At 57.0% G+C, this 18008-nt stretch carries 12 protein-coding genes, 2 tRNA genes, 3 rRNA genes and 2 pseudogenes; 1 reads left to right on the top strand and 18 read right to left on the bottom strand.

The genetic code is table 11. The annotated features are described in order from the left end of the window. Positions 1 to 13: 13 nt before the first annotated feature. The 8 genes and pseudogenes from lepB to rpoE form a co-directional block, all read right to left on the bottom strand. Positions 14 to 826 carry a signal peptidase I gene (gene lepB, locus ACFQDL_RS17655; RefSeq protein WP_379910180.1) on the bottom strand — a complete coding sequence of 271 codons (813 nt, stop codon included), beginning with the start codon at positions 824 to 826 and terminating at the stop codon, positions 14 to 16. Between the two features lie 9 nt (positions 827 to 835). Beyond that, positions 836 to 2635 carry a translation elongation factor 4 gene (gene lepA / locus ACFQDL_RS17650; RefSeq protein ID WP_379910179.1) on the bottom strand — a complete coding sequence of 600 codons (1800 nt, stop codon included), beginning with the start codon at positions 2633 to 2635 and terminating at the stop codon, positions 836 to 838. 162 nt (positions 2636 to 2797) lie between these two features. Next, entirely contained in the window at positions 2798 to 3013 is a 216-nt protein-coding gene (locus ACFQDL_RS17645; protein WP_379913144.1) for a PDZ domain-containing protein, read from the bottom strand. A 178-nt stretch (positions 3014 to 3191) separates the two neighbouring features. After that, positions 3192 to 3392 (bottom strand): annotated as a pseudogene (locus ACFQDL_RS17640) (PDZ domain-containing protein); the annotation flags it as partial. After that, entirely contained in the window at positions 3389 to 4189 is an 801-nt protein-coding gene (locus ACFQDL_RS17635) for a trypsin-like peptidase domain-containing protein (RefSeq protein WP_379910178.1), read from the bottom strand. The gene ACFQDL_RS17635 and the pseudogene ACFQDL_RS17640, both read right to left, overlap by 4 nt. 21 nt (positions 4190 to 4210) lie before the next feature. Then, positions 4211 to 4648: a SoxR reducing system RseC family protein gene (locus ACFQDL_RS17630; protein WP_379910177.1), complete on the bottom strand. Its 438-nt coding sequence runs from the start codon at positions 4646 to 4648 to the stop codon at positions 4211 to 4213. Positions 4649 to 4650: 2 nt separating this feature from the next. After that, complete coding sequence (locus ACFQDL_RS17625; RefSeq protein WP_379910176.1) at positions 4651 to 5508, bottom strand: MucB/RseB C-terminal domain-containing protein; 858 nt, start codon at positions 5506 to 5508, stop codon at positions 4651 to 4653. A gap of 45 nt (positions 5509 to 5553) precedes the next feature. Continuing rightward, the gene (rpoE, locus tag ACFQDL_RS17620) at positions 5554 to 6141 is read right to left on the bottom strand and encodes an RNA polymerase sigma factor RpoE (RefSeq protein ID WP_379910175.1); all 588 of its coding nucleotides are present in this window, start codon (positions 6139 to 6141) and stop codon (positions 5554 to 5556) included. Positions 6142 to 6404: 263 nt separating this feature from the next. Here rpoE and nadB point away from each other — a divergent pair. After that, positions 6405 to 8013: pseudogene (gene nadB / locus ACFQDL_RS17615) on the top strand (L-aspartate oxidase). On the opposite strand, the gene ACFQDL_RS17610 reads toward nadB, so the two are convergent. The 10 genes from ACFQDL_RS17610 to ACFQDL_RS17565 form a co-directional block, all read right to left on the bottom strand. Then, on the bottom strand, positions 7982 to 8377 hold the full coding sequence (locus tag ACFQDL_RS17610) for a protein YgfX (RefSeq protein WP_379910174.1): 396 nt from the start codon (positions 8375 to 8377) through the stop codon (positions 7982 to 7984). The pseudogene nadB and the gene ACFQDL_RS17610 overlap by 32 nt on opposite strands. Before the next feature lie 30 nt (positions 8378 to 8407). Next, the gene (locus tag ACFQDL_RS17605; RefSeq protein ID WP_379910173.1) at positions 8408 to 8662 is read right to left on the bottom strand and encodes an FAD assembly factor SdhE; all 255 of its coding nucleotides are present in this window, start codon (positions 8660 to 8662) and stop codon (positions 8408 to 8410) included. Between the two features lie 1085 nt (positions 8663 to 9747). Then, a complete protein-coding gene (gene tnpC / locus ACFQDL_RS17600) occupies positions 9748 to 11301 on the bottom strand; it encodes an IS66 family transposase (RefSeq protein ID WP_379910172.1) in 1554 nt (517 codons plus the stop codon). A 50-nt stretch (positions 11302 to 11351) separates the two neighbouring features. Continuing rightward, complete coding sequence (gene tnpB, locus ACFQDL_RS17595) at positions 11352 to 11699, bottom strand: IS66 family insertion sequence element accessory protein TnpB (RefSeq protein ID WP_379910171.1); 348 nt, start codon at positions 11697 to 11699, stop codon at positions 11352 to 11354. After that, positions 11696 to 12085, bottom strand: coding sequence for an IS66-like element accessory protein TnpA (gene tnpA, locus ACFQDL_RS17590; RefSeq protein ID WP_379910170.1), 390 nt, complete (start codon positions 12083 to 12085; stop codon positions 11696 to 11698). Before tnpA ends, tnpB begins: the two co-directional genes overlap by 4 nt. A gap of 169 nt (positions 12086 to 12254) precedes the next feature. Beyond that, positions 12255 to 12370 (bottom strand): 5S ribosomal RNA (gene rrf / locus ACFQDL_RS17585). A gap of 191 nt (positions 12371 to 12561) precedes the next feature. Beyond that, positions 12562 to 15446: ribosomal RNA gene (locus ACFQDL_RS17580) — 23S ribosomal RNA — on the bottom strand. A 350-nt stretch (positions 15447 to 15796) separates the two neighbouring features. Next, positions 15797 to 15872, bottom strand: a tRNA-Ala gene (locus ACFQDL_RS17575). A gap of 167 nt (positions 15873 to 16039) precedes the next feature. Further along, positions 16040 to 16116 (bottom strand) — tRNA-Ile (locus ACFQDL_RS17570). 77 nt (positions 16117 to 16193) lie between these two features. Then, a 16S ribosomal RNA gene (locus ACFQDL_RS17565) occupies positions 16194 to 17734 on the bottom strand. The 16S, 23S and 5S rRNA genes sit together here with 2 tRNA genes alongside, the layout of an rRNA operon. Positions 17735 to 18008: the final 274 nt, after the last annotated feature.

Below are 18008 nucleotides of genomic sequence, written 5' to 3'. Positions count from 1 at the left end.
TTTTATACCCCTGTCAGTCTATCAGGCGCACATCACCGAAACTCGGCAGGCTGAAGAAGGTTTCCCAGTGCATCCAGACCGCGAATGCCTTCCCTACCAACAACTCATCCGGCACGAATCCCCAGTAACGGCTGTCATTGCTGTTATCGCGATTATCGCCCATCACGAAGTACTTGCCTTCGGGTACCACCCACTCGCCGACAAGCCCTGGACTTGCTACATCATGGTAGACCCGGTGCTGAACCCCGTCCAGATTCTCCACCAGCAGCAACTGCTGGGGATTCAGCGGAGGCAGCTGCGCCAGCAACTGCTGGGGCTGGGGCTTGCCGTTCACGAACAGGGTCTTGTTCTGATAGCGGATCCGATCACCCGGGAGGCCGACCACACGCTTGATGTAGTTGACCGATGGATCCCTGGGGTACTTGAACACCACCACGTCACCGGCCTTGGGGTCGTTGACATCGACGATCTTGGTGTTCAGGACAGGCAGCCGCAGGCCGTAGTGATACTTGTTCACCAGGATGAAATCGCCGACCTGCAGGGTCGGCAGCATCGAGCCCGAGGGAATCTGGAAGGGTTCCACCAGAAAGGAGCGCAGCACCAGCACCAGCAGCAGCACGGGAAACAGCGAGCGTGACAGATCAACCCACCCCGGTACATGGCTCAGCCTGACCAGCGTCTCCTCCGGCACCTTGCCGGCCAATCGCGTACCGGCCGCACGGATGCGCTCCTGTCGCGCCGGCGCCAGCCAGAACCGGTCGAACATCCAGCCGATCGCTGTCAGCAGGGTCGCAACTACCAGCACCAGAGCAAAATCAAAGTTCATCGTCGGTCCTTAACTGTCCACCTTGAGTACGGCGAGGAAGGCGTCCTGCGGGATCTCGACCCGGCCCACCTGCTTCATCCGCTTCTTGCCCTCTTTCTGCTTGGCCAGCAGTTTTTTCTTGCGGCTGACATCGCCGCCGTAACACTTGGCCAGAACGTTCTTGCGCAGCGCCTTGACGGTGGTACGGGCAATGACCTTGCCACCGAGTGCGGCCTGAATGGCGACGTCGAACATCTGCCGCGGAATCAGCTCTTTCATCTTTTCACACAGCTGACGGCCCCGGTACTGGGCGTTATCCTTGTGCAGAATCACGGCCAGAGCATCGACCTTTTCGCCATTGATCAGAACATCCATGCGCACCAGTTTCGCCGCTTCGAAACGGACGAAATTGTACTCCAGGGAGGCATAGCCACGACTGACGGATTTCAGCCGATCGAAGAAATCCAGCACCACCTCGGCCATTGGCAGCTCATACTTGAGCTGTACCTGGCGACCGACGTAGTGCATGTTGATCTGACTGCCACGCTTCTCGACGCAGAGGCCGATCACCTGTCCGACGAACTCCTGCGGCACCAGGATATTGGCCTCGACGATCGGTTCGCGCATTTCCCGGATTGCCCCCGGGTCCGGCAGTTTTGACGGGCTGTCGATATGGATCACGTCGCCATTGTTCAGCTCGAGCTCATAGACAACCGTCGGTGCTGTCGTGACCAGGTCGAGATCGTACTCCCGCTCCAGGCGCTCCTGGATGATCTCCATATGAAGCATGCCGAGGAAGCCGCACCGGAACCCGAAGCCCAGAGCGTCGGACGTTTCCGGTTCGAAAAACAGTGAGGCATCGTTGAGCGTCAGCTTGTCGAGCGCCTCGCGGAAGTCTTCATAGTCGTCGGCGTCGGTCGGGAACAGGCCGGCGTAGACCTGCGGCTGCACCTTCTGAAACCCCGGAAGACTTGGAACATCCGGTGTTTTCGCCAGCGTTAGCGTATCGCCGACCGGCGCGCCGTGGATATCCTTGATGCCGGCAATGACAAAGCCCACTTCACCGGCCTTCAGCTCACCGGTCGCGGTCTGCTTCGGTGTGAAGATACCGACCTGGTCGACCGGATAGGTCTGACCGGTCGACTTGACCAGAATCTTGTCCTTTTTACGCAATACGCCGTGCTTGACGCGCACCAGAGACACCACGCCCTGATACTTGTCGAACCAGGAATCGATGATCAGCGCCTGCAGCGGCGCTTCAAGGTCGCCTTCCGGTGCCGGGATCCTTTCGATAAGCGCCTCGAGCACGTCCTCAACACCAAGACCGCTCTTGGCAGAGCAGGGTACCGCGTGGTCCGCCTCGATGCCGATGACTTCCTCGATCTCCTGACGAACACGTTCGGGCTCGGCCTGGGGCAGATCCATCTTGTTCAGAATCGGCAGAACCTCGAGCCCCTGATCCAGCGCGGTGTAACAGTTCGCGACCGACTGCGCCTCGACGCCCTGGGCCGCATCCACAACCAGCAACGCACCTTCGCAGGCAGCCAGTGAACGGGACACTTCGTAGGAAAAGTCGACGTGCCCCGGGGTATCGATAAAGTTCAGCTGGTAGGTTCGACCACTCTTTGCCGTATAGTTGAGTGTGACACTCTGGGCCTTGATGGTGATTCCGCGCTCACGTTCCAGATCCATGGAATCGAGAACCTGCGCAGCCATTTCCCTTTCGGTAAGTCCGCCACAGGTCTGAATAAACCGATCGGCGAGCGTCGACTTGCCGTGGTCGATATGGGCGATGATGGAGAAGTTGCGAATATGATCGAGGTTGCTCACGTTAAGAATACTCGGGATCCCTGGATCCTGGACTGAGGATGGCCATTCAAAGCGCCGAAGTTTACCGCATTTACCGGGGCACGGCTATCGGGCAGGACAGCGCCCGCTACAGACGCGGGTCGGCAGCGGGCGCAACAGAAGCCGCGGACAGCGGCCGAGGTGTCAATTGAGCTTGAGCGGGATGAACATGGGGCTGCCGCGGCGTACGATTCGCAACGGCACCGGCCGGTCTGCGGGAAGGCCCTCCACTGTCTGCTCGAACTGGCCAACGGTGTCGATCACCTGACCGTTCAACATGGTAATCACATCCCCGGCCACCAGCCCGGCATCGGCGCCCGGGCCCGGTTTGACCTGCTGTATGACCACGCCGGAGCGCAGGTTCCACTTGGCCTTGCGATCCTCGTCCAGTTCTGCGACGACCAGGTTGAGCCGATTGCTCTGGGGTACTTCCCGGGTGTATCGAAGCGACCTGCTCGTCCTCGGGCAACTCTCCGATCGTCACCTTCAGGCGCTCATGCCTTCCAGCCCGCATGACATCGACCGACACGGTTTCGCCCGGCTTTACCCGCCCGACCTGGGGCGGCAGATCGGAGGACAGATCGATGGCCTTGCCATCGAAGCGATAAATCACGTCCCCCTCCTGAAAGCCGGCATCCTCCGCCGGGCTGCCCGGCAGCACCTTGGCGATCAGTGCGCCGGCGGGCTTTTCAAGACCGAAGGACTCGGCCAGCTCTCGACTGACCTCCTGGATAATCACCCCGAGCCAGCCCCGGGTGACATGCCCTGGGACTTGAGCTGATCGGCCACATCGATCGCGACATCGATCGGAATGGCAAAGGAAAGTCCCATGAAACCGCCGGAACGGGTATAGATCTGGGAATTGATACCAACGACCTCACCCTCCAGGTTGAACAGCGGGCCACCGGAGTTACCCGGATTGATGGCGACGTCGGTCTGGATAAAGGGCACATAGGTCTCGTTGGCCAGCGCCCTCTCGGTCGCACTGACGATGCCGGCGGTGACGGAGTGATCAAAACCGAATGGCGAGCCGATCGCCAGCACCCACTCCCCAACCTCGAGCTTTTCGGACGATCCCAGACGCACCGACGGCAGGTCGCCGGCGTCGATCTTGAGCAATGCTATATCCGAGCGCTCATCACTACCGACCAGCTCCGCCTCGAGCTCGCGTCGATCGCTCAGCCTGACCAGCACCTTGCTGGCCCCGCTGACAACATGATGGTTGGTGAGGATATAGCCGTCCTTGCTAATAATAAATCCCGAGCCAAGGGAGCGTGGCGTCGGGCGGGCATGCTCCTCCAGCTCCGGCAGCTGCCGGAAAAAGTGCTTGAACATTTCGGGAATCTGCTCGGCGTCCGGCCCTTCGAAGGGATTGAAGGAGTAGACATCGTCGCCCCGCTCCCTGGGCACCGTACTGATATTGACCACCGCCGGAGCGGCCTCTTTTACCAGCGTCTTGAAATCGGGCAGTTCTGCCTGAGCCGGGAACCAGGCCAGGCACAACAGCAAGCTGAGCACAATTCTCATCGACTGCATGAATTCCAACCTTCTGAATACCTAGGGTAAGACTTTGAGCAATATGGGCTGATATCGGCAGGAGCGCCCCAGTCGCTGGCCGCACATGCGAGCCAGCATCAGACCTCCGACGAGCCCCGCCAAGGCACCGGCAATCGCAGGCCCTTCCGATTCGCTCAGCAGGGAGCCGAGATAGCCGCCCAGAAACAGCAGCAGCAGCGGCAGGGTATAGAGCAGCAGAGAGGCCTTGAGAAAACTGCCCTCCATGATACCGATCAGCACCCGGTCCCCGACGCCGACAGCCAGCTCCGATGGATTCTCGACCCGCAGCTGCTCAGTGCGCCGGCTGGCATATTCGGCCAGCGCGCGCTGGCCACAACCCTTGCTGGCGCTGCAGGACATGCAGCTGCTGGTCCGGTTCGACTCGATCCAGATAACGCCCGGCTCGACCGCCACGACCTGCCCGTTTTCTTCCAGCATGCTCAGTTGCGGACCTGGACGGAGGATGCGATGCGGTCGGCGATCATCAAGGGGACGTCACCCACGACGGTCACGAAGTACTGCCCCTGGCGTTTGCCGACCGCGACCATGTCGCTCGACTGCGTAACGCCTTCGGCGACGGACTGTCGTCCGAAGGGCTCGATGCAAACCGATACCGCGTGACGCCCGTCCGAGAACAGCATCACCTCAGACTCCGGAAGCACTTCATGACGAACATTCTGGAAACCGTCAGGCAACCAGCGCGCCTGCCATCCGGGCTGTTTCGCGGTCAACATATGCTGATGCTGGTCGATGTAGCGTTCAAGGCCGCGTGACAGCCGTATCACCTCGCCCTGAGGGGCCAGCCCGGACAGGGTACGCTCCTGACCGAACTGAGCGCGAATAAAATCATCGGGCCCCGCAATGCCGGGCAGAACATATTGTGGACGCTGGCTATCCGCCATGTCGGTGACCGGCTCACTGTTGAAGCCCTGGACGCCGAGTATGACCGCTGCGGTGACCGAAGCGGCTGTTGCCATACTCACCAGAGACCTCCAGCCTCCTCCGGCGCCACGCCCGGGCCGGCCCGGCGACAAAGCAGCGTTTCCAACGGCCGCCTGCGGTTCGGAAGTCACGCCCTCGAGCGGTTCCTTACCTATCCGTGCCATCACCGTCTGACTGATGTCGGTTCGGACGTTGTCGTGTTCACCTCGAATAACGGAGCGAATCAGGTGATATCGCTGCCATTTCCGTCCCAGCTCCGATTGCTGATCCAGACGGTCGAGCAGCCTGCGTACTTCGAACTCGCTGGCTTCGCCATCTACAAGCGCAGATAGGGAGTCGCTGAACTGATCACCCATGGTTGTTCCTCAAACACATTTCCACTCGTCTCCCGCAGCAGTCCGTCATTCCGCGAGGAAAGGCTCTATCTCTTTGTCAATCGCCTCTCGCGCCCTGAAAATGCGGGAGCGTACAGTCCCCACCGGGCAATCCATGACATTGGCGATGTCCTCGTAACTCAGTCCTTCGAACTCCCGCAGGGTGAGCGCAACCCTGAGGTCTTCCGGCAACCGGTCGAGCACCCGCTTGACCATTGCCTCAAGTTCGTCCCGGTACAGATTGTTCTCCGGGGTCTCTATATCCTTTAGCTCGCTGTCGCCGCCGAAATAGTGTGCATCCTCGACGGTCACATCCACATCCGGAGGCCGGCGTCCCTTGGCGACCAGGTGGTTTTTCGCCGTATTGATCGCAATCCGGTACAGCCACGTATAAAAGGCACTGTCACCACGGAATTTGGGCAACGCTCGGTAAGCCTTGATAAAGGCTTCCTGTGCCACATCGAGCGCTTCATGATGATCATAAACATAGCGACCGATCAGGCCGACGATCTTGTGCTGATACTTCTTGACCAGCAGATCGAACGCCCGACTGTCACCCGCCTGGACGCGCTTCACCAGCTGCTCGTCAATCGCGCTCTGACTCTCGTTTGACACTCCGGATCCTTAATATCCACGGTATTTTTTACCCCTGTGCGGGGAATAATGTCGTGAAGTATGGCGGTGGCGGCTACATCATTGCAACCTCTTGGAATCCGGGTAGCGCAAGCTAACTTGTATGAACCTGAGGTGAATTTTAAGTTCCGGGCCGGTTGTAAAAATTCCGTGCCAATGACACAAAAGATTCACGAAAGCGGTACCGGCAGGGCATAATCGGAAGCCTCTACCCTCCCCAGCAAATCCAGCAATCAGGGCTCATCATGACCAGCGAGCATATTTATGATGTTTTGATCATTGGCAGCGGTGCAGCTGGCCTCAGTCTCGCGCTGCGACTGCCCGGGCACATGCAGATCGCGGTGCTGAGCAAAGGCGACCTGACCTGCGGCTCGACCTGGCTTGCGCAAGGGGGATCGCCGCCGTCATCGACGAGACCGATACGGCGATCGCTCATGTCTCCGATACCATGACCGCAGGCGCCAACCTGAGTCGCCAGGCTGCCGTCGAATATACCGTCGCCCATGGCCGGGAAAGCATCCAGTGGCTGATCGACCAGGGCGTGCCCTTCACCCGCGAAGACAGCCATTATCACCTGACCAAGGAAGGCGGCCACTCCCATCGCCGCATCATCCATGCCGCCGATGCCACCGGCCAGGCAGTACAGGAAACCCTGGTCCGGCAGGCAAGGGCCGCTGACAATATCGATCTTTTCGAGTCCTGCATTGCCGTTGACCTGATCACCCGACGCAAACTGCGGTTGCCGAAGAACCGCTGTGTCGGAGCCTATGTGCTCGATAACAGAACGGGAGAGGTGAATCTCTTCCGTGCCGGCCACGTAGTGCTGGCCACCGGTGGAGCGTCCAAGGCATATCTCTACACCAGCAATTCCGACGGGGCCTCGGGTGATGGCATCGCCATGGCCTGGCGCGCCGGCTGCAGGGTCGCGAACCTTGAGTTCAACCAGTTCCACCCGACCTGCCTTTACCACCCCAGGCCAAGTCCTTTCTCATTACAGAAGCGGTACGCGGAGAGGGCGGACACCTGCTGCTGCCCGACGGCAGCCGCTTCATGTCCCGCTTCGATAAGCGCGAGGAGCTCGCGCCCCGCGACATCGTCGCGCGGGCCATCGACCACGAGATGAAACGCCTGGGCTCCGACTGCCTCTACCTGGACATTTCGCACAAGAGCGCCGACTTCATCCAGTCGCATTTCCCGACCATCCGCCAGAAGTGCCTTGAGTATGGGATCGACATCACCCGCGAGCCGATCCCCATTGTCCCAGCGGCGCACTATACCTGCGGCGGTGTCATGACCGATATTCAGGGGCGGACCGACATACCCGGACTTTACGCCATCGGCGAAACCGCTTTCACCGGACTGCATGGCGCCAACCGCCTGGCCTCGAACTCCCTGCTCGAATGCCTGGTATTCGCTTCGGCTGCCGCCACCGATATTGCCGCTCAGCAAGATGTTTCACCTGATCATGAGTTCGAAGTTCCCGAATGGGATGCTTCCCAGGTCACAGACTCCGACGAGGATGTGATTATTTCCCACAACTGGGACGAGCTGCGCCGCTTCATGTGGGACTATGTGGGCATCGTACGCACAACCAAACGACTGCAGCGCGCAAAGCATCGGGTCGACCTGCTGCAGCAGGAGATTACTGAGTATTACAGCAACTATCGTGTCACCAAGGACCTGCTGGAGTTGCGCAACCTGGCGCTGGTCTCGGACCTGATTATCCGCTCTGCCATGCAGCGCAAGGAGAGCCGAGGCCTGCACTACACGCTGGACTATCCGGGCCTTGCGCCAGAAGCACGGGACAGCATACTGACGCCGATCAATTACGAGTGGCCGGATCAGACACATTGAGCGCCAACGGAGCAAGCCGGGCAAGGACAGATAGACGTCGGTATCCGGCCGAGGAAACGCTGTCCGGTACGACTACAAGACGGATACGGCCATGCGCAAGCCGCAGCCGCATGAGTACGCACCAGGGCAAGACCATCGTAGACTCCAGTTGCTCTACAGGCTGCCAGGGCTCGGAGCCACTGCGAACGCTCAGGGTTCGCCGATCGACATCCCAGCGCAACATCAATGCAGCCGAACCTATGGCACGCTGAGCCAGGACAGCGCTGGCCACAGCGCCCAATGCGAGAAAGGGTTTCAGGTAGGGGGCGCGAGGCTGAATACCATAAGCCCAAGCAGGCAGACGTGGCTGATTCCATTCAGCCACTGCAGCTGCCGCGAAGGCCGGATCGAGACCTCAACCGGGCTGAACACGGTCCAGAATAATCTTCACCATCCGCGCAAGATCCGGATCCTCCGGAACCGCACGCTGCATGAACCAGGCGAAGAGATCCTGATCCTCACAGGCAAGCAATTTCACGAACCGGTCCTGATCATCCAGTGGCAACTGACGAAAAGCCTCGTCGACGAAAGGTACCAGCAACACATCCAATTCCAGCATGCCCCGGCGGCTCTGCCACTTCAGGCGCCGGATATCTTCATCGCTATACATGGGACTCCCTTATATCAGTTTCGGAACCGGCTGAGTTTTTACCATGTTAGCTGCAGTTCGGAAAAGCGAACTGATCAGGTTATCGAAAAGAAAGCCGCTATCTGGGATAGAAGGTGCAAAGGGTAGCAACAAAACAACCGGCTTAATGGCGCCTGTAGAGCAAGTATCGAGCGCAGACCTGCAGACAATAAAGAGCCCCCGCACCATCCCTGGTTCTGGGGGCTACTGCTGAGGATGTTACCGGCTATCCATGCCTCTACTGACGGCACCCTGCCGCCATCAGATCCTTCTGAATCCCAGCAAGAACAGTATGGCCAAGGCTTTCGGTTCGCGCTCTAGGAAAAATTCCTAAAATGATGATCTTTCCTCGCCCCTGCGGGGCCGCCGCCATAAATGGCGACGTTCAAAATTGCTCCCGACAATTTTGTCCTCGCGGGCGGGTACGCCGCGGTCGTCAAAACGGGCGCAGGAGCTACGCCCCGCAGCGAGTGCTTTCCGCTGGGAGGTTGGCACCGCGAATCAGTCCCTGCTAACCGGACGGGATGCCTGGGCAGGGTCTGATTCTGGCGCTTCTGCCTGAAGCCGGAGTATCCGGACGGGATGCTTGGCGCCTCGCGCACGCGCGAGCCATGCTGCGGGCGATACACGCCGCAGCCGTCAAAACGGACGTAGGAGCTGCGCCCCGCAGCGAATGGTTTCGGGCGACGAGATGGCTGGGCAGGGTCTGATACTGGCGCTTCGGCCTGAAGCCGGAGTATCCTGACGGGATGCTTGGCAATGGCCCGTCCCGCGGGCGATGCACGTCGCGGCCGTCAAAACGGCGTAGGAGCTGCGCCCCGCAGCGAATGGTTTCGGGCGACGAGATGCCTGGGCAGGGTCTGATACTGGCGCTTCGGCCTGAAGCCGGAGTATCCGGACGGGATGCTTGGCGCCTCAGGCGGAGCCTGAGCCGTCCCGCGGGCGATGCACGCCGCAGCCGTCAAAACGGGTCGAAGCAGGCTTCGACAAGTCCCGTTTTGACCCTACTCTACATGGGTAAGGCGGCCGCAAGCGGCGCTGTTCAGTAAGCGTTGACTGCTTACACCCTAGATGGCCTCAGCAACCTGCGAGTCGTCGAGGTTGATGTTCCAGGGGAGCAGGCTTTCGACGTCTGATGCCCTGGTATTGTTGATCCGTTTCAGTACGGCTGTCAGGTAAGCTTTCGGATCGATACCGTTCAACTTCGCTGTACCCATGATGCTGTAGAGCGCCGCACCGTAATGCCCGCCATCCTCAGATCCAGCAAAAAGATGATTTTTCCGCCCCAAGGCCAAGGGACGGATGGCACGTTCAGCGGCATTGTTATCGATCTCGACTCGACCATCGTTGAGATACAGCGTCAGGCTATCCCACTGCTTACGGGCATAGTTGATCGCTCTCCCCAGGGCAGAGCCTTTAGAGCATTGCCGAAGCGTCTGATCCAGCCAGGCATGCAGATCATCCATTAACGGTTTGGCCTGTCCTGCTCGATAAGCTTGCCGTTCATCGGGTGGCCGGCCATTGATCTGTTTCTCTACGCTATACAGCGCGTTGATTCGATCAACGGCCTCCTGTGCTACAGGACTTTGTGTGGATTCTGCCAGTTCAAAGAACTTTCTTCTCACATGCGCCCAACAACCGGCTCTCGTGATGCCTGATTGAACCGCCAGGTTGTAACCCGCATAGGCATCTGCCTGGATAATGCCGCAATACCCTTTCAGGTGAGCGGCTGGCTCTTTCCCAGATCGCGTTGTGCTGTATTGGAACCAGACCGCCGGTGCGGCATCACCAGCCCAGGGACGATCATCACGCACATAGTTCCAGTAGCGTCCCGTCAGGGTTTTACTGTTCCCAGGCTTGAGCGTGGGCGCTGTGGTGTCGTCGGCATGGAGCTTGTCCGCATCCATGACATGGCTGCGGATTGCCTGGACCAGGGGTTCCAACAGTGCACCGGCACGACCCACCCAGCCCGCCAGCGTGGAGCGATCCAGATCGATACCCGCACGCCTGAAGCGCTCTTCCTGACGGTAGAGAGGTAGATGATCAGCGTATTTATCAACGATCACTTGCGCGATCAGCGCCGCCGAAGCGATCCCCTTATCGATCACACGCTCCTGTGCAGGTGCCTGGGCGATTCGATCGCAGGCACTACAGCTATATTTAGGCCGAACCTGCCGGATAACGACATACTGTTCTGGAACCACATGCAGCATTTCAGAGGTATCTTCTCCGATCAGCTTCATATCCCCACCACAGTCGGGGCAGTTACAACTGGAGGGTTCGTAACGACGCTCCTCGCGGGGAAGCGATTCGCTGAAGCGTTTGCGGCTGCGCGAGGTAGACGGCAGCGTTGCCGAGATGTTGGAACTCGGTGATATTTGCGCGAGGGCCGTTTCGGTATCTTCGATCAGAAGATCGAGCTGGTCTGAGCTTCCAGATCGTTCGCTGGAGCGACCAAAGCGATTCCGAAGCAATGCAGCCAGGCGGAGTTCGAGGCGCTCTGTCCGAGTCTTCTCTGCGGTGAGGTCCTGCTGCAAACTGGCCATGTCCTGCTGCATAGCAAGTACCATCTGCTTAAGCAGTTCTGGATCACTTGGCAGGGAGTCAGCGGTCAATTTCATGGCGTTAATTTTACCATGAACCTGCCTGGAGACCCCGTATTTATTGGGTTTTATGCTGATAGAACAGGGCGTTCAGTGCGCCTCGGCGTCCGCCAGTCGATCCCTTCGAGTAGCATGGACAGCTGTGCAGACGACAGGTGAATGACACCGTTCTGTGCCTGCGGCCAGACAAAACGTCCCTGCTCAAGACGCTTGTAAAACATGCAGAGCCCCTGACCATCCCACCAGAGCACTTTGATGCGATCACCTCGCCGACCTCGGAACACGAAGAGATGCCCTGAGAAGGGATCTTTATCGATCTGGTACTGAACATGGGCGGCAAGACCGTCAAAGCCCTTTCGCATATCCGTATAGCCTGCGACCAGCCAGACGTGCGTTCCGGAGGGTAAACCGATCATGCCAGTGTACTCAGTATTTGGCGGACCAGGGTCTCGCTCGGATTGCTGACGGTTATTTGATGGCCTGAGGTGAATTGGATCGTCAGGGTCGCTTCGATTGGCCGGATCGGTTCCGGTACATGAACCTGTGTTGCTGGTGTTAATGCTGTGGGATCAGCCGTGGCCGCATCATCCACGACAATAGGCAATATCGGTGCCTTCGCTTTTTTGACCCAGCGCGCCTCGTCGCGATACTCACGAATCCAGTTCGACACCATATTGGCATTGATGTTGTATTTGCGGGCAACAGCGGCCTTGGACAGAGGCCCATCCAGCGCTTCGCGGACGATTTTCAGTTTGAGTTCTGGCAGGTATCGACGGCGAGGCGGTAGTGTGGATTCAGGCATGTTACGTTCCCATCTATTTTTAAATGGGAACTTCACATCTCACGTATTCTGAAACAACGTGTAACCAGTCAACGCTTACGCTGTTCACATGCCCCATGTGAGAGCAGGTCAGAGCATATAAAACAAAAACGCCCCGACCAGAGGCCGGGGCGCTTTTGTTTAATTAGATGCTTGGCGATGACCTACTCTCACATGGGGAGACCCCACACTACCATCGGCGCTAAGGCGTTTCACTACTGAGTTCGGGATGGGATCAGGTGGTTCCACCTCGCTATGGTCGCCAAGCAAAACTGGCACAATATGGATTCTTTTGCCTGTGGATAACCTGTGATTGGCCGGTATATCCCCAGTCTTCAATTCGGATTTTTCAGCGCTTTCTCGCGCCTGTCCTGTCTGTGCACAAGCTTCAGCCAATGCTCAAATCTTATCTCAGGCTCTTCACCTGAACTCCCGACCCCAAACGCCTTGGGCGTTATATGGTCAAGCCTCACGGGCAATTAGTACTGGTTAGCTCAACGCCTCGCAACGCTTACACACCCAGCCTATCAACGTCCTGGTCTCGAACGGCCCTTTAGGGGACTCAAGGTCCCGGTGAGATCTTATCTTGAAGGGGGCTTCCCGCTTAGATGCTTTCAGCGGTTATCCCGTCCGAACGTAGCTACCCGGCAATGCGATTGGCATCACAACCGGAACACCAGAGGTTCGTTCACTCCGGTCCTCTCGTACTAGGAGCAACTCTTCTCAAATCTCAAACGCCCACGGCAGATAGGGACCGAACTGTCTCACGACGTTCTAAACCCAGCTCGCGTACCACTTTAAATGGCGAACAGCCATACCCTTGGGACCGGCTTCAGCCCCAGGATGTGATGAGCCGACATCGAGGTGCCAAACACCGCCGTCGATGTGAACTCTTGGGCGGTATCAGCCTGTTATCCCCGGAGTACCTTTTATCCGTTGAGCGATGGCCCTTCCATACAGAACCACCGGATCACTAGAACCTACTTTCGTACCTGCTCCACGTGTCTGTGTCGCAGTCAAGCACCCTTTTACTCTTGCGCTCATTGCATGATTTCCGACCATGCTGAGGGTACCTTCGTGCTCCTCCGTTACGCTTTGGGAGGAGACCGCCCCAGTCAAACTACCCACCACACAATGTCCTCGAACCGGATCACGGTCCAGAGTTAGAACCTCAACAGTACCAGGCTGGTATTTCAAGGTCGGCTCCACGCAGACTGGCGTCCACGCTTCAAAGCCTCCCAGCTATCCTACACAAGTAATGTCAAAGTCCACTGTGAAGCTATAGTAAAGGTTCACGGGGTCTTTCCGTCTAGCCGCGGGTAAACTGCATCTTAACAGCTATTTCAATTTCACTGAGTCTCGGGTGGAGACAGTGTGGCCATCGTTACGCCATTCGTGCAGGTCGGAACTTACCCGACAAGGAATTTCGCTACCTTAGGACCGTTATAGTTACGGCCGCCGTTTACCGGGGCTTCGATCAAGAGCTTCGCTTGCGCTAACCCCATCAATTAACCTTCCGGCACCGGGCAGGCGTCACACCCTATACGTCCACTTTCGTGTTTGCAGAGTGCTGTGTTTTTAATAAACAGTCGCAGCCACCTGGTATCTTCGACTCCCAACCGCTCACCCCGCAGGGGGTCACCGTCAGGAGCGTGCCTTCTCCCGAAGTTACGGCACCATTTTGCCTAGTTCCTTCACCCGAGTTCTCTCAAGCGCCTTGGTATTCTCTACCTGACCACCTGTGTCGGTTTTGGGTACGGTCAGCTGTAACCTGAAGCTTAGAGGCTTTTCCTGGAAGCTTGGCATCAACCACTTCGGTCCACATGGGACCTCGTCATCAGATCTCAGTCTTAAGGAGCCGGATTTGCCTAACTCCTCAACCTACATCCTTAAACGCGGACAACCAACGCCGCGCTGGCCTAGCCTTCTCCGTCCCCCCGTCGCAGTTACAGCCGGTGCAGGAATATTAACCCGCTTCCCATCGACTACGCATTTCTGCCTCGCCTTAGGGGCCGACTCACCCTACCTCGAATAGCGTTGGATAGGAACCCTTGGTCTTCCGGCGTGGAGGTTTTTCACCTCCATTATCGTTACTCATGTCAGCATTCGCACTTCTGATACCTCCAGGGTGCCTCACAGCTTCCCCTTCAACGGCTTACAGAACGCTCCTCTACCATGCCACAAGTGGCATCCGCAGCTTCGGTGTATCGCTTAGCCCCGTTATATCTTCCGCGCAGGCCGACTCGACTAGTGAGCTATTACGCTTTCTTTAAAGGGTGGCTGCTTCTAAGCCAACCTCCTAGCTGTCTGAGCCTTCCCACATCGTTTCCCACTTAGCGATAACTTTGGGACCTTAGCTGGCGGTCTGGGTTGTTGCCCTTTTCACGACGGACGTTAGCACCCGCCGTGTGTCTCCCATGATTGCACTCACCGGTATTCGGAGTTTGCATCGGGTTGGTAAGTCGGGATGACCCCCTAGCCGAAACAGTGCTCTACCCCCGGTGGTGAGACATGAGGCGCTACCTAAATAGCTTTCGAGGAGAACCAGCTATCTCCGAGCTTGATTAGCCTTTCACTCCGATCCACAGGTCATCCGCTAACTTTTCAACGGTAGTCGGTTCGGTCCTCCAGTTGATGTTACTCAACCTTCAACCTGCCCATGGATAGATCGCCCGGTTTCGGGTCTAATCCCAGCAACTAAACGCCCTATTAAGACTCGGTTTCCCTACGGCTCCCCTAGACGGTTAACCTTGCTACTGAAATTAAGTCGCTGACCCATTATACAAAAGGTACGCAGTCACAGGCCGAAGCCTGCTCCCACTGCTTGTACGTACACGGTTTCAGGGTCTATTTCACTCCCCTCACAGGGGTTCTTTTCGCCTTTCCCTCACGGTACTGGTTCACTATCGGTCAGTCAGGAGTATTTAGCCTTGGAGGATGGTCCCCCCATGTTCAGACAGGATAACACGTGTCCCGTCCTACTCGATTTCACTCAATTGCCGCTTTCGCATACGGGGCTTTCACCCACTATGGCCGCACTTTCCAGAGCGTTCTGCTAACAACAACTGAGCTTAAGGGCTGGTCCCCGTTCGCTCGCCGCTACTAAGGGAATCTCAATTGATTTCTTTTCCTCCGGGTACTTAGATGTTTCAGTTCCCCGGGTTCGCCTTCCAATCCCTATGTATTCAGGAAAGGAATACCCGCAAAGCGGGTGGGTTTCCCCATTCAGAGATCTCCGGATCAAAGGTTGTTTGCCACCTCCCCGAAGCTTTTCGCAGGCTACCACGTCTTTCGTCGCCTCTGACTGCCAAGGCATCCACCGTGCACGCTTCGTCACTTGACCATATAACCCGAAGGCGTCTGTCAAGGACGAGAGTACGATAAGATTTTTCGCCATTGGCGCTTGTACTCAGTACAAGACTTATCTCGAATTGAATTCGAATCCATATTGTTAAAGAGCGTTTAAAGCGTAAAGCTTTAAAAGTTAAACACCGCGCAGGTGATTAATTTTTAAAACTCTCTGGAGCGACCATTTTTCGCCAATCAAGGCGGATGCCGAGGACGCATAGCCTGCTATGCGACGAGGTATCCAACGCCGAGTGGCGGGAAATGGTGGAGCTATGCGGAATCGAACGGGGCGGCCTTCCGTCGCAGACCTCCTGCGTGCAATTCCAAACTTCATCCATCCGTAGATGGTGGAGCTATGCGGGATCGAACCGCAGACCTCCTGCGTGCAAAGCAGGCGCTCTCCCAGCTGAGCTATAGCCCCAGTACGTCCTGAGTCAGGAGTATTCCATTGACCAGGTAACAGCATCAACCGTGCTTGAACGACTGCAAGGCCTGAGTGGATTTGAACCACCGACCTCACCCCTTTCTCCCTGTAAAGAGTGGGGTGCGCTCTAACCAGCTGAGCCACTTCAACCATCCGGGGATGATTGGTAGGCCTGAGTGGACTTGAACCACCGACCTCACCCTTATCAGGGGTGCGCTCTAACCAGCTGAGCTACAAGCCTACATAAGCGTTTTTGCTCTTCTCTAACGTCGATCAGGTAATTCGTGTGAACGCTGTGCCGGGACGGACAAGGTCGTTTAAGGAGGTGATCCAGCCGCAGGTTCCCCTACGGCTACCTTGTTACGACTTCACCCCAGTCATGAACCCCACCGTGGTAAGCGCTCCCCTTGCGGTTAAGCTACCTACTTCTGGTGAAGTCCACTCCCATGGTGTGACGGGCGGTGTGTACAAGGCCCGGGAACGTATTCACCGCGACATGCTGATTCGCGATTACTAGCGATTCCGACTTCATGGAGTCGAGTTGCAGACTCCAATCCGGACTACGACCGGTTTTCTGAGATTGGCTCCCCTTCGCAGGATCGCGACCCTCTGTACCGGCCATTGTAGCACGTGTGTAGCCCTACTCGTAAGGGCCATGATGACTTGACGTCGTCCCCACCTTCCTCCGGTTTGTCACCGGCAGTCTCCCTAGAGTTCCCACCATTACGTGCTGGCAAATAGGGACAAGGGTTGCGCTCGTTACGGGACTTAACCCAACATTTCACAACACGAGCTGACGACAGCCATGCAGCACCTGTCTCAGAGTTCCCGAAGGCACCAAGCCATCTCTGGCAAGTTCTCTGGATGTCAAGAGTAGGTAAGGTTCTTCGCGTTGCTTCGAATTAAACCACATGCTCCACCGCTTGTGCGGGCCCCCGTCAATTCATTTGAGTTTTAACCTTGCGGCCGTACTCCCCAGGCGGTCGACTTATCGCGTTAACTTCGCTACTAAAAGATCAAGTCTCCCAACAGCTAGTCGACATCGTTTACGGCGTGGACTACCAGGGTATCTAATCCTGTTTGCTACCCACGCTTTCGCACCTCAGTGTCAGTATCAGTCCAGGCAGTCGCCTTCGCCACTGGTGTTCCTTCCTATATCTACGCATTTCACCGCTACACAGGAAATTCCACTGCCCTCTACCGTACTCTAGTCAAGCAGTATCAGGTGCAGTTCCCAGGTTAAGCCCGGGGCTTTCACATCTGACTGACTCAACCACCTACGCGCGCTTTACGCCCAGTTATTCCGATTAACGCTCGCACCCTCCGTATTACCGCGGCTGCTGGCACGGAGTTAGCCGGTGCTTCTTCTGTGGCTAACGTCACAGTATGCGGGTATTAACCACACACCTTTCCTCACCACTGAAAGTGCTTTACAACCCGAAGGCCTTCTTCACACACGCGGCATGGCTGGATCAGGGTTGCCCCCATTGTCCAATATTCCCCACTGCTGCCTCCCGTAGGAGTCTGGGCCGTGTCTCAGTCCCAGTGTGACTGGTCATCCTCTCAGACCAGTTAAGGATCGTCGCCTTGGTAGGCCTTTACCCTACCAACTAGCTAATCCTACGCAGGCTCATCAAATAGCGTGAGGTCCAAAGATCCCCCACTTTCCCCCTTAGGGCGTATGCGGTATTAATCCGGGTTTCCCCGGGCTATCCCCCACTACTCGGTAGATTCCTACGCGTTACTCACCCGTCCGCCGCTCGTCACCCGAGAGCAAGCTCTCTGTGCTACCGCTCGACTTGCATGTGTTAGGCCTGCCGCCAGCGTTCAATCTGAGCCATGATCAAACTCTTCAGTTTAAATTTTCGAAATGCCGAAACACTTCTAAATCTGACTCAAGTTAAAACAACTTTAAATGAATTCACATGTAAGGTTGCTTATCTTGATAAAGCTTTTGTTTGCCCTATCCCGACAAGCGCCCACACGAATTACCTGATCAATCTGTTAAAGAGCGTCTCGAGAAGCGACCGATGAACTGGCCTTTCGTCTCAAGTGGGCGCATATTCTAGCGCACCCGGTTTCGAAGTCAACTCTTTTTTTCAACTTTCGTCGCCGTGGCGACTGTGAATCGGA

Origin of the sequence: Marinobacterium aestuariivivens, from assembly GCF_042661465.1 — a bacterium.
GTDB lineage: Bacteria > Pseudomonadota > Gammaproteobacteria > Pseudomonadales > Balneatricaceae > Marinobacterium_A > Marinobacterium_A aestuariivivens.
Note: the sequence above shows the minus strand (reverse complement) of the source record. Positions and strands in the feature narration are given on the sequence as shown.